Here is a 25,429-nt window from a genome sequence, read left to right on the forward strand (position 1 = left end):
ACTCTCGTAAAATCACATTTTGCTAAAAAAGAAAGAGGCTGGGACAAAACAGTCTCTGAAAAGTTAAAACGGTGCCAATTATCGCTTTTCGATAGTTGGCACCGTTTTGTTAATCTACAATAGGTTGATGAGCCTGTCGGGTGATTTCCTGCTTGCTGAATCTCGCTCATACGATCACGCTTCCTTTCTTGCTGGTATGATTACTAACAGCTACATCAAATTTCCGAGGGGACCTAAGTCTATATTTAAGTCGTCATCATCCAAATTAAAAATTTCTTTTAATTCTTCCATTTTTTCCTCTAGATTCATCAATGCTTCTCCCACTTTTTCAATTTCCTCTTCCGTCAGGCTTCCACTTTCCACACGCCTCATGGCTTGACGCTCAACGAGCTGGCGAAGCAGCTCAATAACCGTCATCACAAGCTGAGAAAGACCTTCTTCAGCTTTTTCAGGATCCAAAGCAATTTTTCCCGTGGGCTTATGTTCATTAACCAATTCCTGATCTGCCACTACGAAACACCTCCTTTGTATTTATGAAAAATCTATTGTTTCCTCTCTGAACTCCTTCAGTTCCTTGTCCCTTGCCTGCACAAGAGTTTCTAGGGAAGCCAGCAGCACTCTTAAATCCAGATAGACTAAATCAACACCTGCAATTGAAATAGTGAGATCCCCCTTTAATACCACTCCTTTTTCAAGCACAGCATCAAGGACATCCAAGAGAGAAACATCTTTTGTCTGCAAAGATTCCCCTGCCATGTTTACTCGCCTCTCTCTGTGAAATTGGAAAAGTGGTATGCAGGCCAAGGCCCAGTGACTTCATAGGAGAAACCTGTTTCATTTTTATCTGCCTTTTCTCGCTCTGTTTCAATGATTTGTAACGCCCTCTCCACCTCCTCTTTCGGAAATAAGTAGGCGCCGTTCCAGCACATATCGTCTTTCCTTCCAGTAAGCTTTCTCTCCCAGTTTTTCTTTACTTCTTCATCGCTGCTGTAAGCGGTAAGCTGCTCATGAATGCTCTCACAGTATTCATCAATCTCTTTTTCAGCCTGCTTTTCTATAAATTCTTTCAGCTTCTTCTTTTCAAAAAATTGTTTACCTTTTGGTAAATCTTTTATTTCCTCTATTTTCTCTTTGACCGTCGGACTGTTTTCCTCAACTTCTTTTGTAAAGGATGATTTGTCGGTGTAAATCTTGATATTCCATTCTTCTTTTTTGCCAAGCTCCTTAAATACGGACGTAATATTCTCTTTATGAGTCTCTACTATCTCTTTTAAGCTTTCTTTATCTTCGTAAATTGTGCCAAATTTCAATGGAATAACCGTGTAGATTTCGTTTAAAGCATTCATCTTCTCATGATGATGAAAAGCATGCTTTTGGAGCCATTTCATATCATCCACTTTTCGCTGCAATACTTCCTCGGAGAAATCTTCCTCTTTTACGAGACAAGTTACTGCGGTAACCTCATTGAATTCTATAAATTCTATGTCATAATCAGGATCGATCCCTGTCATTGAAGAAAGAGAGTTTTCCTTTGTTTCATTTGTCGGGACAAAAGCATATAAGTAAATGAGTTCCTTTGTATTTGCTTCCGTTTGCATGTATATTCCTCCTATTCTTGTATTTTTTATTTATTCGTTAACACTTTTTTTTGAAGTTTCAGGAAGGCCGGAAAGCTCCGCTCCCCACGTTGTCAAAACCGAACATACGACATTTTCTACCTGAGGTACCAACTCATAATCAGTGTTACCTCTCACCCATTCAGAAAGAAGTCCGCTGACCAGCCCTACAAAAGCTAATGCACCTGATTCTGGCGTCCAATGTACTGGAAATGGACTTTTACGCTGGGCACGTACAAGAACTTCTGTTACTACCTCACGCGCGTGGTGTTCCATAGATTTTTCATCCGACTCACTATTCTCTCTATTAAGCTCATACTGTAAAAGCAGTCTTGTAAGCTGTCTCAGCCGAATGTCGGACTGATATTTATGGAGAATAGATCCTATCGTATCTGCCAGCGCCTCCAAAGGATCGACAAGGTCATTGCTTGATAAAAGTTCCGTAAGCTGTTCTAAAGGAAGCTCGATTCTTTCTCTTATCGCTTTTAACAATCCCTCCTTGTTTTGAAAATGCCAATGTACCGCTCCTCTTGTTATTCCAGCTGAGTTTGCAATGTCAGTCAGGGAGGTTGACTCATACCCTCTTTCAATAAACAACTCTTCTGCTGCATCAATAATCGCTTCTCGGGTCTGCGCAGCTTCCTCCTTTGTCCGGCGCATGAAACCACCTTCCCTTTGTTATACATACAGTATGTTTGTAAATGACTTGTTCCCCTTCTACCCTCCAGTTCTTTTTTATAAACTCTTGATTTTTGCTCATAAAAAAGAGGCCTGTTTAAAGGCCTCCAAAAAGAACTGTACTTTTAATTTAATGTAAGCATGTCATTCATGTCTTCTGCCGCATTACCTATCAGCTTTAATCCAAAAGATTCCTGTAAAAAGCTTAACACTCCTGGCGTTATAAATTCTGGAGGCTTCGGCCCTATACGAATATCTTTAATGCCTAAACTAAACAATCCAAGCAGTATAGCCACTGCCTTTTGCTCAAACCAGGAAAGAACGATACTTACAGGCAGCTCGTTTACTTCGCATTCAAATGCCTCTGCTAGAGCAAGAGCGATTTTTACCGTGGATACCGAGTTATTACATTGACCTAAATCAATAAATCTGGGGATATCAGTTCCTTCAATGGTTCCATATTCAACGTCATTAAAACGGAATTTCCCGCAAGAGGTTGTCATAATTACCGTATTGTTTGGAAGGGATGTGGCCAGCTCTCTATAATAGTCGCCGCCAGGACCCGGAGCGTCGCAGCCTGCGATGACGAAAAATCTTTTGATTTTCCCTTCTTTGACTGCGTCAATAATTTCAGGTCCTAACCCGATGACTGTTTCATGGTGATATCCTGTCGTTAATGTTGCCTCGCTCTCCATATCTGCGTCTTCTAAAGATAGAGCCTTTTCAATTAGTGGAGTGAAGTCATCATTTTCTATTTTATGGACTCCCTCTAAGCCCGCAATATCGTAGGAATAGAAACGATCAGAGTAACTGCCTTTTATAGGCATCACGCAGTTTGTAGTGGCTAAAATAGCGCCCTTAAATTTTTTGAAAAGGCGTCGCTGGTCAAACCATGCCTTTCCGATGTTTCCTTTTAAATGGGGATATTTTTTCAAAGCCGGATATCCATGAGCCGGCAGCATCTCAGAATGAGTGTAAACATTGATTCCTTTTCCCTCTGATTGCTTTAACAATTCTTCCAGCGCAAACAGGTTATGACCCGTAACAATAATTGCTTTGCCTTCTACTTTATTTTGAGAAACCGTAACAGGCTCTGGTGTCCCGAGCTTTGCAGTGTGTGCTTGATCGAGAAGCTCCATAACCTTGACCGCAGCCCTTCCCACTTTCATTGCCATATCTATATGTTCCTGCATGTTGAAATTTGAGTTCGTTAACGTCATATATAATGCTTCGTGAGTGACAGCATCTACTTCCGGATCACTATACCCGAGCTGTCTGGCATGAGTGGCATATGCTGCAATTCCTTTCAGTGCAAAAACCATTGTATCCTGCATGCTTGCAATATCTTCATTTTTCCCGCAGACACCGATCACCTGGCAGCCACCTTTTAATGTTTGCTCACATTGATAACAAAACACCTATGAACCCCTCCTTTAATTAACCTCTGCGTTAAGGATAAAGAATTCTCACAGGCTGTTCTGTGACAAAGATCATAGTTTATCAGATTGTCTTTGTCCCTCTTGCCAACCTTCATAGCAAGCAAAACAATAAAGCTTCCTCTCCTCACTGTTCACCCCGTTTAAAAAGCCGTTTTCACAATAGATGGAACGACCACAAGCTGTGCACTCCCCAACTTTTTCTTCCACAATTTTCAACTCCCCTTCCTGGCAAGTTTAACCATTTCCTTCTTCATAAAGTTCACTGATCCTTGATTGATTCCTTCTTGGGTACCTGCTTTTACTGTATAGTGCTCTGTCAAATTTATAGAGTAAAAACCGAATGAAATTGAATCGAAAAAATAGGGCTGCCTTAAAGCCGGTATGAACGACTCATGGCAGCCCTGATCCTTGTTTTTATTTAATAAGTTTCCTCTTCATCTTCAAGATGCTCAGCAATTTTCCGGTGTTTTTCTATATCCTTCCTTTGTCGGGTTTCCCGGTAGTCCTGCTGAATGGAAATAAACAGAGAAACAGCAACAATGAATAATACGATAGAAAATGGCAAGGCACCAATCAGTGAAGCTGTTTGAAGTCCTTCTAAGCCGGCACTTATAATCAAAACAACCGCAAGGAAAGCAATAAGTGTTCCCCAAATTACTTTTACGGTAACCGTTGGATTTGTATCCCCTTTTGAAGTCATCATGCCAAGAACGAAGGTCGCTGAGTCTGCCGATGTTACTAAAAAGGTAAATAATAAGCAGATTGACAGAACCGATAGAATGGCTCCCAGAGGGAGGTTTTCAAGCATTGAAAATAAAGCAGTTGTTTCATCCGCAGCAACAGCCCCTGCTATATCCGTCCCCTGAAAAAGGTCCATATTTATAGCCGTTCCTCCAAAAATTCCAATCCATATAATACCTAGAAATGGAGGGACTACCATGACGCCAAGGACGAACTCTCTTACCGTTCTTCCACGAGAAATACGCGCAACAAACATACCGACAAATGGTGACCAGGCAATAGTCCAGGCCCAGTAATAGATAGGCCAGTCCTGAACCCAGGTTCCTTCAGTATAATGATCAAGACGCAAGCTTGCTTGAAAGAAATTCTGCATGTAATCGCCGATTCCAGTGGTGATGGTGTTGAGGATATAGCCTGTTGGCCCTAAGATAAGCACGGTAACCATAAGAATTAATGCCAACGCTAAATTCGTGTTACTTAAGTATTTAATTCCTCGATCCAGGCCCGATATGGTTGAGATTAAAAAGAAAACAAACATGACTAAAACGATAATGACCTGTGTAGCGATTCCTGCCGGAGCATCGAATACAGCTGACAAACCTCCGTTTATCTGGAGGACACTTAATCCCAAGGTTGTTGCCACTCCCATCACCGTAGCAATCACGGCGATAATATCAATCGTACTTCGAAGAGGCTTTTTGCCAGTGTCACCAATCACAGGATTCATCGTGTCACTAATCAGACTCCGCTCTTCTTGTCTGTATATAAAATAAGAAATAGCCAGTCCAACGAAAGTAAACGAAGCCCATTGGTGTATGCCATTGTTAAAAAATGCATTCCACATGGCTTCTCTCGCAGCTTCATTCGTTCCAGCTTCAATACCTCCTTCAAAAGGCGGTGGGCTCCCGAAGTGAGTCATCGGTTCTGCTACACCCCAAAATACAATACTTACACCAAAGCCACAGCTGAACAACATGGCAATCCACGTAAAAAACGGATACTTAGGCCTGGTGTCATCTCCTCCCAGTCTTATTCTTCCGTATTTACTAAAAGCTAAGTACAAGTTGAAAATAATTAAACAAAACACAAAAGCTAAATAAAACCAGCCAAAGGTATCAGCGATAAAGTCATAGGCTGCCGTAGCATTGGCTGCCAGTGCTTCTGGAGCTATCGCCCCCCAAATCGCAAAAATGAAAATGATAGAAAATGAGATCCAAAAAGTCCGGTTTAAAAACTTCCACTTATCCGGTTTGTCAGCCATACTGCTCCCCCTTACTAAATTGCTTGCTATCTTTATTCCTTATTGAATTCCCTCTAATACCATTCTCATAACCTATTTATCGCAGGTAATAATGGGAATACAAAAGAATAAATAAAAAAAACTGAAATACCTGGTATATCTATGTCTCCTCCGCTCGTATTTCCAAGAAAAACCTGAAAAAACACTTGGCCAGCAGCCAAATGTTTTTTCGGTACACGTTTTAATGAGTGATTTTATGTTTTTCCAGCTCTATTCTAATCTCCTTTGAAATCGGCTGACTTTGCTGGGCAGAGAAATCAAAATTCACGTAGACTGCTTTTCCTATAGCACACAGCTCATTGTTTTGATGAATCTCCTCGTAGAGTTTGAAACTTGAATTCCCAACGTCAGAAACCCACGTTTTCACTTCGACTGGGTAGCCATAATAAATCTGTCTTACATATTCCACCTCCATTTTGAGTATCACGCACCTCCAGTTATCAAAAGATAAATCCGGAGTGAAAAGCTTAAAGATCTCGTCTCTGCCAGATTCCAGCCACACTGGTAACGTGGTGTTATTGATATGGCCGGCTCCATCGGTTTCTGAAACCCTGGGTTCAATGACTTTCGTAAACATTTTCATCACCCCGCTAAGAAAGGTTGCCTTCTTCATAAAATATTTCTTCTTTAGTTAGATTCAATATCTGTTTCGACATTTCCTTTCTTCTGATGAAAGGCTCCGTTTAAAATGAAATCCCCCCCTCTACATAGCCTCTTTTCAAAAAATGGCTTTGTTACATTTTGTTGTTGATTTTCATTAATAGCTGCTCGCTTGCACCTAAGAGTACAGAAGTTGCGCCATTCCTTCATGCTTCAACTTGTTCGCCTTCATGGTGTCTTCTATTCTCGGGCATGGCTGCAGGTTTTCTCAAAAAACATGCGATTCTCGTTGGCATCACCCACTATGATTTTTAATCAATAACTTATTAAAAATCTATATCAACCTTTATCAGATTCAAAAAAAACACCATAAAAAAACAGAGAACTTTAGTTTAGATCTCCATTTTTTTAGAGTCATTACCTTTTTCCAAGAGCCCTTCCTTTCGTCAATATACAAGGAACTCCTTTTCCAATTGCTCCAGGTTTACTCATTTTTTCCATGTATGCAATCCCTCTTGCACACTGCTTTTTACAGGAAAAACAAGTTTCAGAGGTAACTGCCTTCATAGTATGGGCATGCTTTTCAGCAGGGGAAACTTTGACAGCTGTTTTTGACTTTTTTGATTTTCTCTGTCCCATCTTTCATCTCTCCGTTTACATTTTGCTATATCCTATGCACATGGAAAACGGGAGTGATGAAATCGAAACATTTTATTCTATTATGGGTTTTCTCCGACCTAAGAGGATCGTGCCCCCAACAATTACCCCAAAAAGAAGAGCCATGCCATTCATGACTCTTCTCATTCTTCTATTTAAGCGTGTGTGTCAGGCTGAATCTATATATAGGGACCCTTCCCTATCCATTCACAATAAAAGCAAACTCTTTCATCAAGTAGCGACAATATCTCTTTCTTTTGTATTTATTACTGCTTTTTCAAGAATTTCAGCAATATCCAGGGTGGAAATATCATCTTCCACTTCCTTGGCTTTGGTCCCGTCACTCAGCATCGTCAGGCAGTACGGGCACCCGCTCCCAATCATGGACGGGCTCACTTCCATCGCCTGCTCTGTCCGGGCGACGTTCACCCGCTGCCCCGCTTCTTCTTCCATCCACATCATGCCGCCGCCGGCTCCGCAGCACATGCCGTCCTCACGGTTTCGCTCCATTTCCACGACCGTAAGCCCTGGAATGGCTTTTAAAATTTCTCTCGGAGGATCATACACGTCATTGTAGCGGCCCAGGTAACAGGAATCGTGGTACGTGATCGTTTCCTTGATTTCATGGGTCGGCTTCAGCTTGCCTTCCCGGACCAGCTCAGCGAGAAGCTCGGTATGATGATAGACTTCCACATCTTCTTCCAGTCCGAAGTCAGGATATTCATTTTTAAACGTGTTGTAGGCGTGAGGATCAATCGTGACGATCTTTTTTACGTCATTTTTCTGGAACGTGTCAATGTTTGCCGTCGCAAGCTCCTGAAACAGAAACTCGTTTCCAATCCGTCTTGGCGTGTCGCCGGAGTTCTTTTCCTTGTTTCCAAGAATCGCAAACTTCACACCCGCTTCATTCATCAGTTTCGCAAAGGACTGGGCTATTTTTTGACTTCTCTTGTCATAGGAGCCCATGGATCCCACAAAGAACAGGTACTCAAACTCTTCCCCGCGTTTTTTCATTTCTTTGACCGTCGGTGCGTCGACATCGTCCCGGCTTTCCCGCCAGTTCTCACGCTCCTTGCGGTTAATGCCCCACGGGTTCCCCTGGCGCTCAATGTTCATCATCGCACGCTGTGCCTCGGCATCCATTCTTCCTTCAGTTAAAACAAGATAACGGCGCATGTCGATGATCTTATCGACGTGCTCATTCATCACCGGGCACTGGTCCTCACAGTTTCGGCACGTTGTACAGGCCCAAAGCTCTTCCTCCGTAATGACATCGCCAATCAGGTTCACCTGTTCAAAGGAAGCAGCCGCTTCTTCGGCTCCCTGGGAGGCAAGCTGGTTTCCTTTCGTATGGCTGAACGCGTAGGCTGGAAGCCACGGGGACTTGGAGGTGACGGCCGCGCCTTTCTCGGTGAGATGATCCCGCATTTTCAGAAGAAGATCCATCGGGGATAAGATCTTCCCGGTGCCCGTCGCCGGGCACATATTCGTGCAGCGCCCGCACTCCACACAGGCGTATAAGTCAAGAAGCTGTTTCTGGTTAAAGTTTTCAATGCGCCCGACCCCGAACTCTTCCTGGGACTCGTCTTCAAAATCAATCTTTGACAGCTGTCCCACCTTATTGGTGCGCCCGAACCAGACGTTTGCCGGTCCTGCGAGTAAGTGGGCGTGCTTGGACTGAGGCACATACACCAGGAAGGTCAGCAAAATGAGCAGGTGAACCCACCAGGCCACGTAGAAAATGGCTCCGGCCGCCGTGGCCGATAACGGGGAAAGGGCAGCTCCAATCACCGAAGCGATCGGCTCAAATCCGGTCAGGGATTTCCCCAGCCACACCATTTCGGCTCCTTTGGCGACCAGCTTTGACACCATCAGGCCGCCGATAAAAATCAGGACCAGTCCTGCTTTCCAATTTCGTTTCAGGCGGACAAGCTTTTCAATATAGCGGCGGTGAAAGGCCCAGACGACCGCCACCAGAATCATGACAACGACGGCTTCCTGAAACAACGTGAAAACAGGGTACACCGGACCCAACGGGAGGTGGGACCCCGGATTCAGCCCTTTCCAAATCACATCAATGGCACTAAACTGAACAAGCAAAAAGCCGTAAAAGAACATGACATGAATGATGCCGCTTTTCTTGTCCTTGAGCAGTTTTTTCTGCCCGAAAACGTTTTCAACAATGGCGTTCCAACGCTCTTTTGCCGTATGTTCAAACTCAGCCTTCTTTCCAAGTTTAATGTATTCATAACGTGTTTTTACTAGAGTGTAAAATAAATACAGAGCATATAGAGTTACTAAAAGAAAACCAATTAAATTAATCGTCGTCATTCCTTGCTCCCTCACTTTCTGCTATTATCCATTCCAAGTTGGTTTCTATAATGAAGGGAAAATTTCTATTAACGAAAACACCCCGCCAGCAGGCTGTTTCACCTAAATGCCAGTCACAAACATCTGTGTTTTCCTGAAAATCGGAGGGGAAAAACAATCCCCCTCCTCCTCCAGCCCATTTATCCTTGTACAGTCAGGATTGTTTTCCTTACTCTACAACTCCAATCTCTTCGTAGTATCGTTTTGCTCCAGGATGCATGTTTTCATCCGGGTCTACCAGGCCGTGATAACCTAGCTCTGGATCAAAATAGTCCCCTCTGTTTGGCTGTTCGTCCTGAAAACGTTCAAGGTTCTCCCAAAGGGATTTTGTGAGCTCGTAAACAGTCTCTTCATCCATATCTTCATTTACGACTACCATAGCCATGGTTGAGACAGTTGGCACATCCTCTTCTAAATTAGAATAAGAGCCAGCGGGAATTGACATTTCAACATTATATCCGTATCCTGCTTCATCCAGCTCTTGCAAGGCATCTTCGGGTATTGGAAGAGGACGGACAGGGTTGGTCGTGTCCAGCTCACTTAAGCCTGTTACATAGGGTGACCCTCCTTGTACGACCATATCAATCCCGCCATCTCTCATTTGGTTGTTGGCATCTCCGTAGCCGTTATATGTTACACTTCCGCCGTTTGCTTCAATATCTTCAGTCGTATAACCCATTGCCTCAAACACACGTTCAGCTGTTTGAGAACTGGCATCATTAGCTTCTCCCGGAATGATGTCTGCTCCGTTTTCCAGCGCATCTTCAATCGTTTCATAAGGACTGGAATCCAATACAGCAAAATTCCATAACGTAGGATACAGCACAGCTAGTCCTTTTATGTTTTCTTGAGGGTCTCCTTCAAACGATCCCCGCCCTTCAATAGCATCGGCAAAATCAGAAGCAAAGGCCATCCCTGTCAGCATTTCTGTTCCCTGGTTCACATCACGAATGTTTCCTATCGCTCCTCCCTCCACAACAGTTATATTTGCCCCTTCTATATCATCCATCCATATATCAGTCATCAACGTGGAAAGAGGATACCAGCCAGAAGCTGTAGGCCCTGAAATATGTGAATGCATCAAATCACTATCAGAATTACCTCCTGCGCTTTCCCCTCCGCATCCAGTGATCATCAACATGCCCGCTGCCCCTGCGATTAATCCATAACGTTTCATACTTATCCCTCTTTCTTTTGTTATTCAGGGTGCTCCCTGTAAGTGCTTGAAAACCTCGTCTCGCAGCCTTACTTTAAAAGCTGGTTTTCTTTCGCTTGATTTTGGAGTGTTCGTTTTAATATTTTTCCTACGCTTGTTTTCGGCAGTGAGGGTAAAATGTCTATCTTTGTTGGCACCTTGTACACTGCGAGTCTTTCTTTTAACCACATTCTAAGCTCCTCTTTATCTATGAAACCTTGATCTTTTAATACAACCGCTGCCTGCACGGTTTCCCCCCTGTATTCATCTGGTATCCCGTACACCGCTGCTTCTTGAATAGAAGGATGTTCATAAAGCACATTTTCTATTTCTCTAGGATAAACATTGTATCCACTGGCAATAATTAACTCTTTTTTTCGTCCTACGATATAAAAATAGCCGTCTTGGTCCATTCTGGCCAAGTCCCCTGTATACAGCCAGCCGTCCACCAGAGTCCTCTTTGTATCTTCTTCTCTTTGCCAGTATCCTTTCATTACCTGAGGACCTTTTATAACTAATTCACCCACTTCCCCAACTGGCATTTCTTTTTCGCCAGTAAACTGATCGACAATCTTACAATCCGTGTTAGGAACCGGGATGCCGATACTTCCTGCTTTTCTGACTCCCTGTGCAGGGTTCCGATGAGTAGTCGGAGAGGTTTCTGAGAGCCCGTATCCTTCTAAAATGACGGCTCCAGTTTTTTCTTCAAAAGCTCTAATTACTTCCAACGGAAGAGGGGCAGAACCAGCCATGCATAATTTCAGAGATTTCATCGTTTCTTCTGTAGCCTCAGGCTGTTTTAAAAGAGCCCCATAAACAGTCGGAACACCGGAAAACAAGGTAGGTCTCTCTTTTCGAATAATTTCAAGGAACTTCTTTGGGTCAAAGCGGGAAATACAAATTATGGTGGAACCCCTGAATACAGCCAGGAGCATGACAGCACTCATTCCATAAACGTGGTAAAAAGGTGATACACCCAGCAGTTTCTCTCCCTCTTCACTAATATCTTTCACAGTAAAATGATAGTTTTGATAGACATTGGAGAAAATGTTCTGATGGGTGAGCATGACTCCTTTGCTTTTGCCGGTCGTGCCTCCCGTGTATTGCAGCACAGCCACATTTTCGTAAGGGTTGATATCATGCTCAGGAGCCAGAGCAGGATTTCCATTTTTGATCATGGCTTCGAAAGACTCTGTATCACCGCTGGATTGAGCGGCAGAGACAAGAACTACTCCAAGCCTATTCCTGCGATCCGCTCGCTGAATTTTGTCAGCATGTTCGGCATGGCTGATTGCCCAGCTGGCCTTTGAATCATTAATTAACTCTCTTAACTCCTCACTCGTATAAAGAGGATTCGCTTGTACCACAGTCCCTCCAAGTCTTATGACAGCAAAATAAGCGACGATGTACTCTTTACTATTAAAAAGTTTTATCAAAGCCCGGTCACCCGGCTTAAACCCTTTTACAGACAGGGAATGAGAGAATGAAAGAACTTTTTCGTACAACTTCTGATAACTCCACCGCACTGGCCCATCAATAACAGCCGTGTTTGTGGGCCTTTCTTTAAAAGCTTTTTTTAATAAAGAAGACAAAGACGCCGTTGGGATAGAAACCTCTTTTTCAACCCCTGGTGGATAATGTTTATACCATGGCCGATCAATCATTCTTTCCCTCCTCTTTATAAGTGATCAATCAATCCTGAGCCTGTGAACGAGAGACCTTATTTTTGTTCATATAGGCATGATTTTCTCTAGAGAATGAAGCTGTATTTTTATGATTTAATTTCATTTGATGAGTTTGCATATAAAAAGGAAGAAACACAGCAAACGCGGCAAATGCGGCAATGAAGAGCAGGGAATAAGCGTTACTGTATGCCTGGCTGCCGTCTTGCCAGAAGGCGTTCCACAAAGCATCAGAAGCAAAAGGCATTTCCAGAATCTTCCCTGTCAATGCCACTCCAAAAGCTCCTCCAGAAAACTGAATTAACTGTATCGTTCCGTACCCCGATGTCATCTGTTCCGGATGCAAGTATCTTGTCATGAAATTGGACATCCCCATGGTGACGCAGGAAAATCCTGTGCTTGAAACAAAAAAGAAGAGGGTGACCAGTAAAGGGTAACGGTCTCCAAAGCCTGAAAAGAGAAACGTCCCAGCCAGCATACACACTGTGCTTAAGCCAATAATCCTAGGCAAGCCGATTCTCTCCACGTGTTCACCCAAAAATTTCATAACAATAGTAGATGCCAGCGCCCCCAGAAATACGATCCAGCCTACAACGGCAATACTTTTACCATGTATGTGAACGAGTAACAAAGGAGTCACAAATAAAATAGAAAAGTGAATAAAGAAAATGGTAAAAGCTAAAAACAGGGCCTTTTGATAAATACGATCCTGAAGCATTGACAGCGGTAAAAAGGGATCCTGTTTTCTTTTAATGTGAAATAAGAACAGAGGAAAGCATAACGCCCCGAGCAAATACCAAAGCACGCCAGAAGAAACAACCAACAAAAGTGAAATAATAGAGATACTGAATAATAGAAAACCTGTAATGTCAAAGCTTCCATTCCTTTCTACACGAGAGGGAATATAGCGCCGATAAATAGGGATCGTTAAAACTCCAAGTAAGCTTACAGTAAACAAATATCGCCAGCCCAGATAATCACTAATCACCCCGCCTAATAAAGGCCCCAGGCCAAATCCCAAAGCAGAGGCAGAGGCTATCATAGCAATTGCCTTGTTTCTGTCCCCTATCGGAAAATAACGGGACACGACTACAATGCCAAGCGCTGAAATAGCCGAAGTTCCTCCTGCCTGAATGACGCGTGCTGCCACAAGGACCGGATAGCTGTCTCCAAGCATTCCTGCTACAGAGCCAATACCTAATAGCCCAAGACCAATAGTGAGTAAGGAAGGGATGGAAAAAAAAGCAGTAAGGCGGCCATATAGAAGTGTGCCTACCGCGAAACAAACAGAATAGCTGGTGACCATCCAGGCTGCCAATGAAGCTGTGAGTTGAAAATCTGATTGAATTTCAGGTACGGCGATGGTAAACATAGATGTATTCATTACCATGATGAGAACATTGATAAATAGCGTAAATGATAAAAGCTTCTCTCGATTTATCTCTCGTTCTTTGAGACTTGGCAAAACAATATCCTCTTTTCTTTACTGCCTATTTTATAGATGAGCACCCCCATCGACTGGGAGAGTATGGCCTGTTACAAAATCACTCGCTGAAGATGCTAAAAATAAAATGGGTCCGCGTAATAAAGGAGGCTCACCGATGCGACGCAGCGGTATGCCTTTTTTTATTTGATCTTCTTTTTCTTCAAGAATTCCTTTTGTCATGTCACTCTTAAAGAATCCGGGTGCAATGGCATTCACGTAAATATTATGAGAAGCCCACTTTCTTGCAAGGTCCTTGGTAAAGTGAATGACAGCTGCTTTGCTTGTACTGTACCCTATGGCATCCAGTACTTCAGGAGGCTCTGCTTTTAATCCAGCTACGGAGGCAACGTTAATAATTTTTCCGTAACCTTGTTCTTTCATCACCTTTCCTACTCGCTGGGAAAGAAGAAAAGGTCCTTTTACATTTACGTTCATTACTTTATCCCATGCCTCCTCCGGCATATCTTCAACGGAGGCTCCCCACGTTGCTCCGCTGTTGTTCACTAAGATATCTATCCGCTTGTATTTATTTAAAATATTCTGAACGAAATGTTCAATCTGGTCCTTTTGGGTGACGTCACAGGGTTCGGCATAGACTTCCTGACCTGTTTCTTTTAAGACTTGTACAGCACGGCCTTCAACCTCAATGCGCCTGGAGCATACGCATACCGTACAGCCTGCTTCTGCCAGAGTAAGAGCAATTTCGAATCCAAGGCCCCTTGCACCACCGCTAACCAGTGCTACTTTCCCTTTCAGATCTTCCATTTCTTCCGCTCCCTTCTTGTGAACTTCGAGCGAAGCTCATTTTATTTTTTATCCATTGGTACATAAAGACTCCAAGAAAGAGAAGGATACCAAGTCCATCTGTAACCGGTTCAAAGGCTACAAGCAGGAGGGCTGCTGCCAGGAATGTGATTCTTTGCAAAAGATTAGTTGCTGAAACCGCATAACCCTGTATGAAACACGCAAAGGAAACAAGTCCTATCGTTGCCGTTCCTACTCCTAAAATAATAGTAGGTGTGCTTCCTTCCAAAAGAAGGGTAGGGTTATAAATAAACATATAAGGAAGCAGAAATCCTGCAATCCCTATTCTCATTGACTGAAAGGATGTCCGCATCGGCTCTCCCCTTGCAATCCCCGCCGTAATATAGGATGTGATTGCCACAGGAGGAGTAATTCCTGAGAATATTCCAAAATAGAATACAAACAGGTGAGCTGCAATTACCGGTACACCAACTTGTGTTAAGCCACCGACAGCTACTGTTGCCAAAATAACATAGGCAGAAACGGTGGGCATTCCCATACCTAGAATAATAGACGCCACCATGATTAACAGAAGCAGTGGCAGCAATTCTCCTCCTGATAGATCAACTGCGAGTCGGGAAAACCTTGTTCCTAACCCTGTCATAATGACCGCACCGGTGATAATACCAGCTCCTGCACAGGCCATAATCGTTGAAATGGAGTTTTTTATACCTTGTTCAATGGCACCAAGAAATTTGACAAATGATAACCGTGTCTCTTTTCTGAGTAAGCTTATTAAACACAAGGACACGATTGCCCACATTCCTGCCCTCATAGGACTGTAACCTTGGATCATCATAACCACAATGAGGATAAGAGGGAGCATTAAATATCCTCTTTTAAAGATGACTTCCCAAAAGTTTGGAAGCTGTGTCTTCGGCAAACCTTCAAGCCCCTGCTTTCGTGCTTGTAAATAAATCATTAAGCTCGCCATGAAGAAGTACAGGAGAGCAGGAATCAGAGCATAAGCCGCAATTTGTATAAAAGGAATTCCGGTGTACTCTGCCATAATAAAAGCAGCCGCGCCCATTATTGGCGGCATAATCTGCCCGCCCTGCGATGCTACTGCCTCAACACCGCCTGAGAAGTTTCTTGAATATCCTACTTTCCGCATAAGAGGGATCGTAAATGGTCCCGTCATGGTGGCATTTGCTACCCCGTTTCCTGTAATTGTCCCCATCATTCCACTTGAAAGAACTGAAGCAAGAGCAGGGCCGCCACGCAACCTTCCGGTGAGAGAGAAAGCAAAATCAATAAAGAATTGCCCAGCTCCCGTCCTCAATAAAATGGATGCAAAAAGCAGGAACAAAATTAAGACAGTAGAAGCAATGTATATAGGGTCTGAAAAAATTCCGTTTGTAGAAATAAACATCGTGTCAATTAGTCGGTTAAAGCTATACCCCGGATGACCAGCCAGACCGGGAAAATAAGGACCTGCAAACACATAGATAATGAAAAACAAAGTGAGCGAGGCCATAGCAATTCCTACAGTTCTTCTAACACCTTCGATAATCAAAGCCATCATTAGAGTTCCTGCAGCGATGTCCATTGGTAAGACGTTCCCTCCGCGCATTGACACCTCCGGGTAAGCAAGGAACGTAAATGCGACCAAAGCTGCAGACAATAATAATGGAACGAGGTCAAACACAGGATGTAATCTATTTCGTCCCTTTTTATAAGGAACAAAACTAAAACAGAGGAAAAGGGCAAGGGAAGTAAATACCGCTCTATGCTGCCACGCAGGCATACCGCCAAAAGCAGCAGAATACAGAATGTAAAAAGCCAGTCCTATACAAATAGCAGAAAGGAAAAGCCGCCAGGTACGATAGGCACGTGACCAGCCGTTTTCCTGGTCAAGTACCTCCTCCAGGTTACTTCGTTCCTCCTCATCAACTCTTAAATCAATCTTTTCAGTTTCATTAGTCTTCATGAAAAATCCCCCCTTTGATTGGGGACTAATGAAATCCCCTCCACGAGACTGGCAGCCTGAATACCCTTCTTCATTCAACTAAAATAGCATTAACCATTTGAAAACGCTGTCATAAATGTGGTCAAATTGTCTCAACCATCATTGCCATGCCCTGACCACCGCCAACACATAAAGTAGCTATTCCCTTTTTCTCATCACTCCGCTTTAATTCATATAGCAAGGTAGTCAGAATTCTCGCTCCTGTCGCTCCTAACGGATGACCAAGGGCAATTGCTCCACCATTTACATTAACCTTTTCAGCAGGCAGAGACAGCTCTCGAATGACAGCTAATGCTTGAGAGGCAAATGCTTCATTAAGTTCAATCCTCCCAATGTTATTCAGACTTTCCCCGGTCTGTTTCAGAAGTTTTTGTACCGCTGGAATCGGTCCGACGCCCATTACCTCAGGATCTACCCCGGCCACACTCCAGCCGGTTATTTTAGCCATCGGCTTTATGCCAAGCTCTTGGGCTTTAGAACGGCTCATTAGCAGAAGGGCTGCTGCACCGTCATTCCTTCCGCAAGCATTGCCGGCAGTGACAGTTCCACCTTTTTTAAAAGCAGGCTTTAGGTTTTTCAATTTGTCAATCGTCGTAAAGGGCCGCGGATGTTCATCTACAGTGAAGAGCTTTGTTTCTTTTTTTTCGCGGACACTGACCGGTACAATTTCTTCGTCAAAAATACCTGCTTTTTGAGCATTTTTAGCCTTTTCCTGACTTTGCAATGCAAAAGCATCCTGATCTTCTCGTAAAATGTTGTATCTTTCTGCGACATTTTCAGCGGTTTTTCCCATCCCTAGTTCTTCACCGTATATTTCCATTGGCTGCTGGCCATTTTCAGTATTGGAATCAACTAGTTTGGGTGTTCCGCCAAATCGGGCATTTCTTAAGTAATGAGGAGCATCGCTCATATTTTCAGTTCCCCCGGCAACAATAATATCTCCCTGCCCTGTCATAATTTGCTGAGCCCCGGAAGCCACTGCCTGCAATGAGGAGGCACACAATCTATTAATTGTATAACCAGGCGTTTCCGCAGGAAGACCGGCTCTTAAAGCCGCTACTCTAGCTACGTTGGAAGATTTAGTTGTTTGCCGAACTTCTCCCAAAATGACTTCATCCACTTGTTCAGGAGAGAGCTCCGCTCGGCTAATCGCTTCTTGAATCACCGCAGAAGCTAAATAACCAGAATTACTATCTTTTAGAGTACCTCCGTACCTGCCGATTGCCGTCCTCACTGCACTGACTATTACAATTTCTTCTTCTCTCATTCGTACCCCTCCTCTTCCTTTGTCAGTTTTTCGTCCTTTTTCCGAGTCACCGCTGATATTCCTTTCTCAATTGACCTGAAATAATATTTTTTTGAATTTCGGAGGTTCCTTCATAGATTCTTGTTATCCTGGCATCCCTGTAGAACCTTTCAATGGGGTATTCTTGAATGTATCCAATGCCCCCATGCACCTGAACAGCTTTATCTGCCACCCTGTGATATACCTCGGAGCCAAAAAGCTTGAGCATGGCAGCTTCTTTAATTACTTTTTGTCCTTCTTCTACCATCCAGGCAATGCGATACGTAAACGACCGTAGTGCCTCGATATCCATTGCCATTTCCGCTATCATATGAGCCACTGCCTGGTGCTCAATGATAGGGACCTTAAACTGTTCTCTTTCTTCTGAAAATGCCATGCACATATCCAACAGCTTTTGACAAGAACCAAGGTTGCGTGCCGCCAGACCGGCCCGTCCATTAGCTAGAATCTTTAATGCGTTTACATACCCCTGTCCTTCTTCTCCAAGAACGTTTTCCTCCGGCACCTCGCAGTCTTCAAAAAATATTTCAGCAGACTGAGAGCCTTTTAGTCCCATCTTTTTCTCAATTGCGCCAACCTTAAAGCCAGGGAAATCTTTTTCTACAATAAAGGATGTTATCCCTTTAGGTCCTTTAGATGCATCCGTGACTGCCATGACAGTGAAAACATCTGCAATGGGGGCATTTGTTATATAATGCTTTGTGCCATTTAAAATATATTTATCTCCCTTTTTGACAGCCGTAGTTTTTAAGTTGGTAGCGTGGGAGCCGGCAGAGGGCTCCGTTAATGCAAAAGCGCCGATTTTTTCCCCGGATGCCATGTCAGGCAAATATTTCTGTTTTTGTTCTTCATTTCCCATCTCTACGATTCCAACCGATCCAATCCCTGAGTGGGCACCGATTAACGTAGTATAGCCGTTGTGAGTTTTCCCGATCTCTTCATATAAAGCGCACTTGCCTATCATTCCGATTCCTAATCCGCCGTATTCTTCTGGAATACTTAGTCCAAACAATCCTATGTCTTTAGACTTTTCCACGATTATTTCCGGAATTTGGTCATCCTCTTCTATTTGCATAGATAAAGGGTCAACTTCATTTGCAACAAAATCTCTAATGTTTTTTTTAAGCAATATAAGATCTTCATCCAGCTGAAAGTTCATGTGTGACCACTCCTCAGGAATATTGATAAAACCCTCTTCCCGTCTTTCTTCCAAGCCTTCCTGCTTTAACATATTTTACTAATAGGGGGCAAGGGCGATATTTCTCTCCCAGTGTTTTGTATAAATACTCCATATTGCGCAGGCGTGTATCTAATCCTACTAAATCTGCCAGCTCTAACGGGCCCATAGGGTGGTTTAATCCTAGCTTCATAGATTTATCTATATCTTCTGGAGTGGCCACCCCCTCCATGACCATATTCATTGCTTCATTTCCAATTAAGCAGTTCATCCTGCTGACAGCAAAGCCAGGAAACTCGTTTATAGTAACGCATTCTTTCTTCATATGTCTCCCTGCTTCAAATACCTTGTCTACTGTCTCCTGCGACGTTTCCAGGCCGCGGACCACTTCAATAAGCTTCATTCTATGCACCGGGTTAAAAAAATGCATGGCTACGCAGCGATCAGGCCGCCTGGTTTGTGCTCCAATCTCTGTAGGGCTCATGGTTGAAGTGTTGGTTGCTAATACTGTATGGCTGGGTGTAATCTCATCAAGCTGCTGAAAAATTTCTGTTTTAAGCTCCATAATTTCAAGGACAGCTTCTATGACCATGTCTGCCTCAGAGCCGGCTTCATCTAGTGAAGTGGTATAAGAAATCCTCTCAAGGGACTCAGCAGCCTGGTTAGCAGATATATAGTTTTTCTTTATATTTTTCTCGAAAAGCTCCTCAATGTAGGTTCGAGCGTTTTCCAGGGAAGATGAGTCTACATCATGAAGAACTGTATGAAAGCCGGCGAGAGCAGCTTCATAGCATATTCCTCTTCCCATCGTCCCTGCTCCCACCACTCCAATTTGTTTCATTAGCCTACCTCCAATTAAGCTTGTGCCATTAATTCCTTCTTGAATTGCTCTGTGAGCAGCGGAATCACTTCAAATAAATCTCCTACGATTCCATAATCAGCTACTTCAAAAATAGGGGCTTCCGGATCCTTGTTAATTGCTACAATAATTTTAGAGCTGGACATCCCTGCCAGATGCTGTATTGCGCCCGATAACCCTGCTGCGATATATAAATCAGGTGTTACAACCTTGCCTGTCTGGCCGATTTGTAAAGAATAATCGCAGTATTCAGCATCACATGCTCCTCTTGAAGCACCTACCGCACCGCCTAATACCTCAGCAAGCTCTTCTAAAGGCTTAAATCCCTCTTCACTCTTTACTCCCCTGCCGCCAGCAACAATTACCTTCGCTTCCGATAGATCGATGCCGCCGCTTGTTTTCTTTACAACATCTTTGATAACTGTCCGCAAATCTTTGATGTCGAAAGTAACAGAAGAGACATCTCCCTCTCTGGACTCGTCTTTCTTCAAAGCTGGAATGTTGTTAGGACGAATGGTGGCCAGCATCAATTCGCTATTCATGCTCTTCTGTTCAAACGCTTTTCCTGAATAGATAGGACGGGTAAAGACGAGATCCTCCCCTTCACCTTCAATATCAGTCACATCGGAAACCAGACCTGTTTTTAAGGCGGCGGCTATTCGAGGAGCCAGGTCTTTTCCTGAGGAAGTATGGCATAATAGCATTCCATCTGGCTTTTCATCTTCAAGTAATTGAAGACACGCTTGTTTGTAAGCATCTGTGGTATATTGTTCAAGTTCCTCCTGCTCGGAAACAATCATACGATCCACTCCGTGCTTGATCATTTCACTGGCAAACTCGCTCGCCTTGTTCCCAAAAAGAATACCAACGACCTCGCCATCGTTCACGGCCTTACGTGCTGCTGCGACTGCCTCAAGGGAAACATTACGAAGCTCTCCATCACGGATCTCACCCAATACTAGTATTTTTTTCATAGTTAATCCCTCCATTAAATAACTTTTGCTTCTTCTCTCAAGTGCTTTACAAGCTCTTGAACTTGATTTTCAATTTCTCCCTCCAGGATTTTGCCCTCTCCTTTTTCCGGGGGTAAAAACCTTCCTGTCGTGGAAGTCTTAGCTTCTACATCCTCTTCCTCAAGATCTAAATCATCCAGATCCAATGTTTCTAATGGTTTTTTCTTCGCTTTCATAATCCCTGGCAAGGAAGGATACCTTGGTTCATTTAACCCTTGCTGACAAGTAACAAGCAACGGGAGAGAGGTTTCAACAATTTCAATATCCCCTTCAACATCCCTTTCTGCTGTCACTGCTTGTCCCTCAACGTCAAGCTTTGTGATCGTAGTTAATTGGTTGATGCCCAGTCTTTCAGCAATACGGGGACCAACCTGTCCTGCCCCATCATCTACCGCCACATTCCCGCTTAAAATAATATCTGCGTCCTTGTCTTTTAGATAGGCTGTTAAGATTTCAGAAATGGTGAAGTGGTCGATTTCCTCATCTACATCCTCTGTATCTAGTAAAACCGCCTTGTCCGCTCCCATGGCGAGAGCCGTTCTAAGTTCCTTTTCAGCATCTTCATCGCCCGCTGTGATTACTGTTACCTCTCCACCATGCTTGTCTCGAAGCTGTATAGCCTCCTCGATCGCATATTCATCATAAGGGTTTATAATAAATTCAACTCCGTCATCATCGATCATCCCATTTTTAATTACTATTTTTTCCTCAGTGTCAAAGGTTCTTTTCATGATTACAAATACATTCATCTTGTTTACCTCCTTATGTAGATTTTTTCACTTTAAATGTCCCTGTGCCTTTTGCCAGCAGTACATCTTCATGGCTGTACATCTCACTCTCACACGTTACAATCCGGTACCCCTGATGAAGAATCTTTGCAGATGCCACGATATCACCTTCTTTGACCGGGGCTAAAAAATTAATATTCATGTTAACGGTCACAATATCTTTCTCCACAGCCTTCCGCACTGCCAGACTCATAATGTTATCAAGCATCGTAGCGTAGACACCGCCATGCACAGTCTGGTTCGTGTTTAACAAATATTTTTTTATTGGCAGTTTTAATAAAATGACGTCTTTTCCAGCGTCCAATATTTCAAAACCTAAGTGAGAAAAGAAAGGACTCGTTTCAAAGCGTTGTCTTAGGGTCTGCGACGAACCGGACATAGGATCTCCTCCTTATACACCTTTAAATTCTGGTTTTCTTTTTTCTAAAAACGCTGTGGTCCCTTCATTCTTGTCATCCGAGTTAAACAAGATTGCCTGTGAGAGCTTTTCAATCATCAATCCCGTTTTCATGTCCGTTTCATAACCTGAGTGAACGGATAGCTTGGCCAGCTTCACTGCCAATGGCCCCTTTGCGAGGATCTGGTCAGCAATGGACTTTGTCTTCTCAAACAGTTCCTGAGGAGATGCGGTGTCACTTACTAATCCAAATTGCATGGCTTCCTCGCTGGAAATGATTTTCCCAGTAAGAATCCATTCCATTGCCTTCCCTTTTCCAACAAGTCTTGACAGCCTTTGTGTACCTCCTGCTCCGGGGATAATTGAAAGGTTAAGCTCAGGTAATCCAAATTTAGCTGCAGTAGAAGCCACCCGAATATCACATGCCATTGCAAGCTCACATCCGCCTCCAAGAGCATACCCATTTACCATGGCGATCGTTGGTTTTTCATAGCTTTCAATGTAATCATAAACCTGCTGCATGCCATTGTTTGTTAAGGCATCTGAAGCTGTTTTCTTTGTTAGCTGGGATATATCTGCGCCTGCAGCGAATGATTTTTCTCCCTGCCCGGTAAAAATAACGCATCTGATTTGATCATCGTTTTTTATGCTTTCCAGTGAAGTAACAATTTCATCTAACGTTTCTTTATTAATCGCATTTCTAACTTCCGGCCTGTTAATCGTGATTAACGCAAGCTGCTCTTCTTTTTCGACTAAAATGTGTTGAAAAGTCATTTGTACCTCCTGCTTTCATTTTGAAAGTTTTGAATATTTCAGCTATAAGAATAGAATCCTTTGCCAGTCTTCCTCCCTAGCTCTCCTTTGTTAACTTTATCTATAATAGTCTGTGAGGGTTTATCCTCTTCATTGCCAGATTCCTTATATCGTTGCTCTCTCACGCTATAATGAACATCTAATCCCGTTAAATCAATTAATGCAAAGGGACCAATCGGATGGTTTAATGCCTTTGTACAGGCAAGGTCGATCTCTTCTGCTGTCGCGATTTCATTTTCATACAGATAAATGGCTTCATTCATTACCTTTCCAAGGATACGGTTCGCCACAAACCCTGATATTTCTTTTTTCAAAAGAATAGGTGTTTTATTTAATTTCTTCGCTAATTCAAAAGCGGTTTGAGCTGTTTCTTCTGACGTATGAGGACCTTGAACCACTTCGACCATTTCCATGACCAATGCCGGATTAAAAAAGTGAAAGTTGCAAACTTTTTCTGGCCGATTAGTATGGTGGGCAACTTTAGAACTGACAATCGTAGAGCTGTTTGTCGATAAAATGGCATGTGGAGGAGCAAGCTTGTCCAGCTTTTCAAAAAGTTCTTTTTTCACTTCAACGTTTTCAATAATTGCTTCAATAACAAAATCACTGTTATTTACAGCATCCTCCAGGGAAGATAAAAAGGTTAAACGGGAAAAAGCCTCCTCTACTTCCTGCTTAGAAACCTTGCCTTTTTCTGCCCTTTTATTTAACCGGAACCGCAGCTCTTTTTCGGCTTTCCCCAGGCTCTCTTCATTAATGTCCTGCAGCTTAACGTCGAATCCAGATAGTGCAGCTACCATTGCAATTTGAGAACCCATCGCTCCGGAACCTATGACACTGATTTCTTTTATTTGGTCAACACTCATCGTTGCAGCCCTCCATTTTTTTTAGTTCTTCTTAAGGGTTATTCATCTGTTCCTTGCTCTTTGTAATCTCTTCATCTACTAGTTTTCTTCTTAACACTTTCCCGACCGTAGTTTTAGGAAGTTCGCTGCGAAAAGCAATTTCCTTTGGAATTTTGTAGCGTGCCAATCTCGTTGAACACCATTCGATAATCTCCTCTTCACCAGGGCTCATGTTATCCCTCGGTACAATCACAGCTTTTACGGTTTCCCCTCTGTAAGAGCTCGGTACGCCAAACACACATACTTCCTTGATCGCAGGGTGTTCATATAAAACTTCCTCAACTTCTGCTGGATAAATATTGTAGCCGCTCGCGATAATTAAATCTTTTTTCCTTCCAACAATATAGAAGTATCCCTCTGAATCCATGGTGGCCAAATCACCCGTATACAACCAGCCATTACGAAGGGCAAGAGACGTTTCTTCATCATTATTCCAGTAGCCTTTCATGACTTGGGGTCCCTTTATCACGAGTTCTCCTACTTCTCCAACAGGTACTTCTTCCTCTCCATTATGCTGCTCCACAACCTTCGCTTCAGTGTTAGGCAGCGGGATTCCAATGCTTCCTGGCTTTCGATGGTCCCCTACTGGATTCCGATGAGACACTGGTGAACATTCTGATAACCCGTATCCTTCTATGATTGGTGAATTGGTTTTTTCCTCAAACTCTCTCATTAACTCAACAGGCATTGGGGCAGACCCTGAAATACATCTCTTTAATGAACGTAAGATTTCCGGTGATGCCTCAGGATGATTGATGATCGCAATATACATGGTAGGAACACCGGAAAACAGGGTGGGTTTATGCTCTTTCATAATGTCAATAAAATGATCGATATCAAACCGTTTCATACAAATAATTGCAGCGGCCCTCATCACTCCAAGATTTAAACAACTAGTCATACCGTACACGTGAAAAAATGGTGACACCGCCAACACTCTCTCCCCGGGACGCTTTAAACCGTTTGTAGTAAAAATGAAGCTTTGATACACGTTCGCTACTAAATTGAAGTGAGTGAGCATCACACCCTTGCTTTTTCCAGTCGTTCCTCCAGTATATTGAAGGACAGCTAAATCTTTTTTCGGTGCAATAGATACTTCAGGAACCTCCTTAGAATGGCCCCTTTCTATCAAGTCATACAGGCTGTATTCATCTTCACCTAAAGTGTCTTTTTCATCGTTTACGGTATAAATATTTTTAGTAATCTGTGAGATTTTTATCTCTGACATTTTCCCTCGCTGAACGTAGTTACTAAAAAACCAGGAAGACCGTGAATTTTCTAATAAATACTCCAGCTCCCCTATTTGATACATCGGGTTAACCTGAACCACAATACCTCCTAATCGAAGGACTGCATAATAACAAACACAATATTCAGCTGAGTTAGGAAACATCAGTGCAGCCCGGTCTCCTTTTTTAAACCCAAGCTGAGATAACGAAGCAGCAAGACAATCTACCTTTTCCTTAAACTCCTGATAGGAAATTGTTTGATTGTCATCAATTATCGCCGCTTGTTCCGGGTAATCCTTCGCTGACCTGTCTAAGAGTTCATAGAGGCTGATAGAAGGTATTTCAATTTCTTCAGGTATATCCTCTGGATAAAAAGCATGCCAACGTTTTTTCAATCTTCTTCCT

22 protein-coding genes are annotated in these 25,429 nt (G+C 43.1%); all 22 read right to left on the reverse strand.

Annotated features, from left to right (window positions below; all coding sequences use genetic code 11):
• Nucleotides 1-210 precede the first annotated feature (210 nt).
• The 22 genes from ACFPU1_RS09225 to ACFPU1_RS09330 all read right to left on the reverse strand — a co-directional run bounded on the left by ACFPU1_RS09225 (nucleotide 211) and on the right by ACFPU1_RS09330 (nucleotide 25,419).
• Complete coding sequence (locus ACFPU1_RS09225; RefSeq protein ID WP_385940509.1) at nucleotides 211-495, reverse strand: gas vesicle protein K; 285 nt, start codon at nucleotides 493-495, stop codon at nucleotides 211-213.
• 36 nt (nucleotides 496-531) lie between these two features.
• A complete protein-coding gene (locus ACFPU1_RS09230) occupies nucleotides 532-756 on the reverse strand; it encodes a gas vesicle protein (protein WP_385940351.1) in 225 nt (74 codons plus the stop codon).
• Between the two features lie 2 nt (nucleotides 757-758).
• Nucleotides 759-1,598, reverse strand: coding sequence for a GvpL/GvpF family gas vesicle protein (locus ACFPU1_RS09235; protein WP_385940353.1), 840 nt, complete (start codon nucleotides 1,596-1,598; stop codon nucleotides 759-761).
• Between the two features lie 30 nt (nucleotides 1,599-1,628).
• Complete coding sequence (locus tag ACFPU1_RS09240) at nucleotides 1,629-2,276, reverse strand: TetR family transcriptional regulator (protein ID WP_054637548.1); 648 nt, start codon at nucleotides 2,274-2,276, stop codon at nucleotides 1,629-1,631.
• A 143-nt stretch (nucleotides 2,277-2,419) separates the two neighbouring features.
• The gene (hcp, locus tag ACFPU1_RS09245) at nucleotides 2,420-3,712 is read right to left on the reverse strand and encodes a hydroxylamine reductase (protein ID WP_385940355.1); all 1,293 of its coding nucleotides are present in this window, start codon (nucleotides 3,710-3,712) and stop codon (nucleotides 2,420-2,422) included.
• Nucleotides 3,713-4,151: 439 nt separating this feature from the next.
• Complete coding sequence (locus tag ACFPU1_RS09250; protein ID WP_385940357.1) at nucleotides 4,152-5,735, reverse strand: BCCT family transporter; 1,584 nt, start codon at nucleotides 5,733-5,735, stop codon at nucleotides 4,152-4,154.
• A gap of 220 nt (nucleotides 5,736-5,955) precedes the next feature.
• Nucleotides 5,956-6,351: an acyl-CoA thioesterase gene (locus tag ACFPU1_RS09255; RefSeq protein ID WP_385940511.1), complete on the reverse strand. Its 396-nt coding sequence runs from the start codon at nucleotides 6,349-6,351 to the stop codon at nucleotides 5,956-5,958.
• A 911-nt stretch (nucleotides 6,352-7,262) separates the two neighbouring features.
• Nucleotides 7,263-9,362, reverse strand: a complete 2,100-nt coding sequence (locus ACFPU1_RS09260) for a heterodisulfide reductase-related iron-sulfur binding cluster (RefSeq protein WP_385940359.1) — start codon at nucleotides 9,360-9,362, stop codon at nucleotides 7,263-7,265.
• A gap of 208 nt (nucleotides 9,363-9,570) precedes the next feature.
• On the reverse strand, nucleotides 9,571-10,578 hold the full coding sequence (locus ACFPU1_RS09265; protein WP_385940361.1) for a TAXI family TRAP transporter solute-binding subunit: 1,008 nt from the start codon (nucleotides 10,576-10,578) through the stop codon (nucleotides 9,571-9,573).
• A gap of 68 nt (nucleotides 10,579-10,646) precedes the next feature.
• Entirely contained in the window at nucleotides 10,647-12,260 is a 1,614-nt protein-coding gene (locus ACFPU1_RS09270; protein WP_385940363.1) for a long-chain-fatty-acid--CoA ligase, read from the reverse strand.
• A 28-nt stretch (nucleotides 12,261-12,288) separates the two neighbouring features.
• The gene (locus ACFPU1_RS09275; protein ID WP_385940365.1) at nucleotides 12,289-13,743 is read right to left on the reverse strand and encodes an MFS transporter; all 1,455 of its coding nucleotides are present in this window, start codon (nucleotides 13,741-13,743) and stop codon (nucleotides 12,289-12,291) included.
• A gap of 30 nt (nucleotides 13,744-13,773) precedes the next feature.
• Complete coding sequence (locus ACFPU1_RS09280; RefSeq protein ID WP_385940367.1) at nucleotides 13,774-14,529, reverse strand: SDR family oxidoreductase; 756 nt, start codon at nucleotides 14,527-14,529, stop codon at nucleotides 13,774-13,776.
• Nucleotides 14,495-16,498: a TRAP transporter permease gene (locus tag ACFPU1_RS09285; RefSeq protein ID WP_385940369.1), complete on the reverse strand. Its 2,004-nt coding sequence runs from the start codon at nucleotides 16,496-16,498 to the stop codon at nucleotides 14,495-14,497. The genes ACFPU1_RS09280 and ACFPU1_RS09285 overlap by 35 nt, the downstream gene beginning before the upstream one ends.
• A gap of 121 nt (nucleotides 16,499-16,619) precedes the next feature.
• Complete coding sequence (locus ACFPU1_RS09290) at nucleotides 16,620-17,804, reverse strand: thiolase family protein (RefSeq protein ID WP_385940371.1); 1,185 nt, start codon at nucleotides 17,802-17,804, stop codon at nucleotides 16,620-16,622.
• A gap of 46 nt (nucleotides 17,805-17,850) precedes the next feature.
• Nucleotides 17,851-19,002 carry an acyl-CoA dehydrogenase family protein gene (locus ACFPU1_RS09295; protein ID WP_385940373.1) on the reverse strand — a complete coding sequence of 384 codons (1,152 nt, stop codon included), beginning with the start codon at nucleotides 19,000-19,002 and terminating at the stop codon, nucleotides 17,851-17,853.
• A 13-nt stretch (nucleotides 19,003-19,015) separates the two neighbouring features.
• Nucleotides 19,016-19,861 carry a 3-hydroxyacyl-CoA dehydrogenase family protein gene (locus tag ACFPU1_RS09300; RefSeq protein WP_054636211.1) on the reverse strand — a complete coding sequence of 282 codons (846 nt, stop codon included), beginning with the start codon at nucleotides 19,859-19,861 and terminating at the stop codon, nucleotides 19,016-19,018.
• Nucleotides 19,862-19,875: 14 nt separating this feature from the next.
• Nucleotides 19,876-20,853, reverse strand: a complete 978-nt coding sequence (locus ACFPU1_RS09305; RefSeq protein ID WP_385940375.1) for an electron transfer flavoprotein subunit alpha/FixB family protein — start codon at nucleotides 20,851-20,853, stop codon at nucleotides 19,876-19,878.
• A gap of 14 nt (nucleotides 20,854-20,867) precedes the next feature.
• Nucleotides 20,868-21,641, reverse strand: a complete 774-nt coding sequence (locus ACFPU1_RS09310) for an electron transfer flavoprotein subunit beta/FixA family protein (protein WP_385940377.1) — start codon at nucleotides 21,639-21,641, stop codon at nucleotides 20,868-20,870.
• Nucleotides 21,642-21,654: 13 nt separating this feature from the next.
• The gene (locus ACFPU1_RS09315) at nucleotides 21,655-22,059 is read right to left on the reverse strand and encodes a PaaI family thioesterase (protein ID WP_385940379.1); all 405 of its coding nucleotides are present in this window, start codon (nucleotides 22,057-22,059) and stop codon (nucleotides 21,655-21,657) included.
• Nucleotides 22,060-22,071: 12 nt separating this feature from the next.
• Complete coding sequence (locus tag ACFPU1_RS09320; RefSeq protein WP_385940381.1) at nucleotides 22,072-22,851, reverse strand: enoyl-CoA hydratase/isomerase family protein; 780 nt, start codon at nucleotides 22,849-22,851, stop codon at nucleotides 22,072-22,074.
• A gap of 38 nt (nucleotides 22,852-22,889) precedes the next feature.
• Nucleotides 22,890-23,756 (reverse strand): 3-hydroxyacyl-CoA dehydrogenase family protein, encoded by an 867-nt coding sequence (locus ACFPU1_RS09325; protein WP_385940383.1) that lies wholly within the window; start codon nucleotides 23,754-23,756, stop codon nucleotides 22,890-22,892.
• A gap of 31 nt (nucleotides 23,757-23,787) precedes the next feature.
• The gene (locus ACFPU1_RS09330; protein ID WP_385940385.1) at nucleotides 23,788-25,419 is read right to left on the reverse strand and encodes a long-chain-fatty-acid--CoA ligase; all 1,632 of its coding nucleotides are present in this window, start codon (nucleotides 25,417-25,419) and stop codon (nucleotides 23,788-23,790) included.
• Between the last annotated feature and the right edge of the window lie 10 nt (nucleotides 25,420-25,429).

Source organism: Thalassorhabdus alkalitolerans, assembly GCF_042656525.1.
GTDB lineage: Bacteria > Bacillota > Bacilli > Bacillales > Marinococcaceae > Thalassorhabdus > Thalassorhabdus alkalitolerans.

Excerpts from the sequence above, each read along its gene's own strand:
- ACFPU1_RS09230 (WP_385940351.1), bottom strand. The coding sequence starts at position 756 with ATGGCAGGGGAATCTTTGCAGACAAAAGATGTTTCTCTCTTGGATGTC.
- ACFPU1_RS09235 (WP_385940353.1), bottom strand. The coding sequence starts at position 1,598 with ATGCAAACGGAAGCAAATACAAAGGAACTCATTTACTTATATGCTTTT.
- ACFPU1_RS09240 (WP_054637548.1), bottom strand. The coding sequence starts at position 2,276 with ATGCGCCGGACAAAGGAGGAAGCTGCGCAGACCCGAGAAGCGATTATT.
- ACFPU1_RS09250 (WP_385940357.1), bottom strand. The coding sequence starts at position 5,735 with ATGGCTGACAAACCGGATAAGTGGAAGTTTTTAAACCGGACTTTTTGG.
- ACFPU1_RS09255 (WP_385940511.1), bottom strand. The coding sequence starts at position 6,351 with ATGTTTACGAAAGTCATTGAACCCAGGGTTTCAGAAACCGATGGAGCC.
- ACFPU1_RS09260 (WP_385940359.1), bottom strand. The coding sequence starts at position 9,362 with ATGACGACGATTAATTTAATTGGTTTTCTTTTAGTAACTCTATATGCT.
- ACFPU1_RS09265 (WP_385940361.1), bottom strand. The coding sequence starts at position 10,578 with ATGAAACGTTATGGATTAATCGCAGGGGCAGCGGGCATGTTGATGATC.
- ACFPU1_RS09270 (WP_385940363.1), bottom strand. The coding sequence starts at position 12,260 with ATGATTGATCGGCCATGGTATAAACATTATCCACCAGGGGTTGAAAAA.
- ACFPU1_RS09280 (WP_385940367.1), bottom strand. The coding sequence starts at position 14,529 with ATGGAAGATCTGAAAGGGAAAGTAGCACTGGTTAGCGGTGGTGCAAGG.
- ACFPU1_RS09285 (WP_385940369.1), bottom strand. The coding sequence starts at position 16,498 with ATGAAGACTAATGAAACTGAAAAGATTGATTTAAGAGTTGATGAGGAG.
- ACFPU1_RS09290 (WP_385940371.1), bottom strand. The coding sequence starts at position 17,804 with ATGAGAGAAGAAGAAATTGTAATAGTCAGTGCAGTGAGGACGGCAATC.
- ACFPU1_RS09295 (WP_385940373.1), bottom strand. The coding sequence starts at position 19,002 with ATGAACTTTCAGCTGGATGAAGATCTTATATTGCTTAAAAAAAACATT.
- ACFPU1_RS09300 (WP_054636211.1), bottom strand. The coding sequence starts at position 19,861 with ATGAAACAAATTGGAGTGGTGGGAGCAGGGACGATGGGAAGAGGAATA.
- ACFPU1_RS09305 (WP_385940375.1), bottom strand. The coding sequence starts at position 20,853 with ATGAAAAAAATACTAGTATTGGGTGAGATCCGTGATGGAGAGCTTCGT.
- ACFPU1_RS09310 (WP_385940377.1), bottom strand. The coding sequence starts at position 21,641 with ATGAATGTATTTGTAATCATGAAAAGAACCTTTGACACTGAGGAAAAA.
- ACFPU1_RS09315 (WP_385940379.1), bottom strand. The coding sequence starts at position 22,059 with ATGTCCGGTTCGTCGCAGACCCTAAGACAACGCTTTGAAACGAGTCCT.
- ACFPU1_RS09320 (WP_385940381.1), bottom strand. The coding sequence starts at position 22,851 with ATGACTTTTCAACACATTTTAGTCGAAAAAGAAGAGCAGCTTGCGTTA.
- ACFPU1_RS09325 (WP_385940383.1), bottom strand. The coding sequence starts at position 23,756 with ATGAGTGTTGACCAAATAAAAGAAATCAGTGTCATAGGTTCCGGAGCG.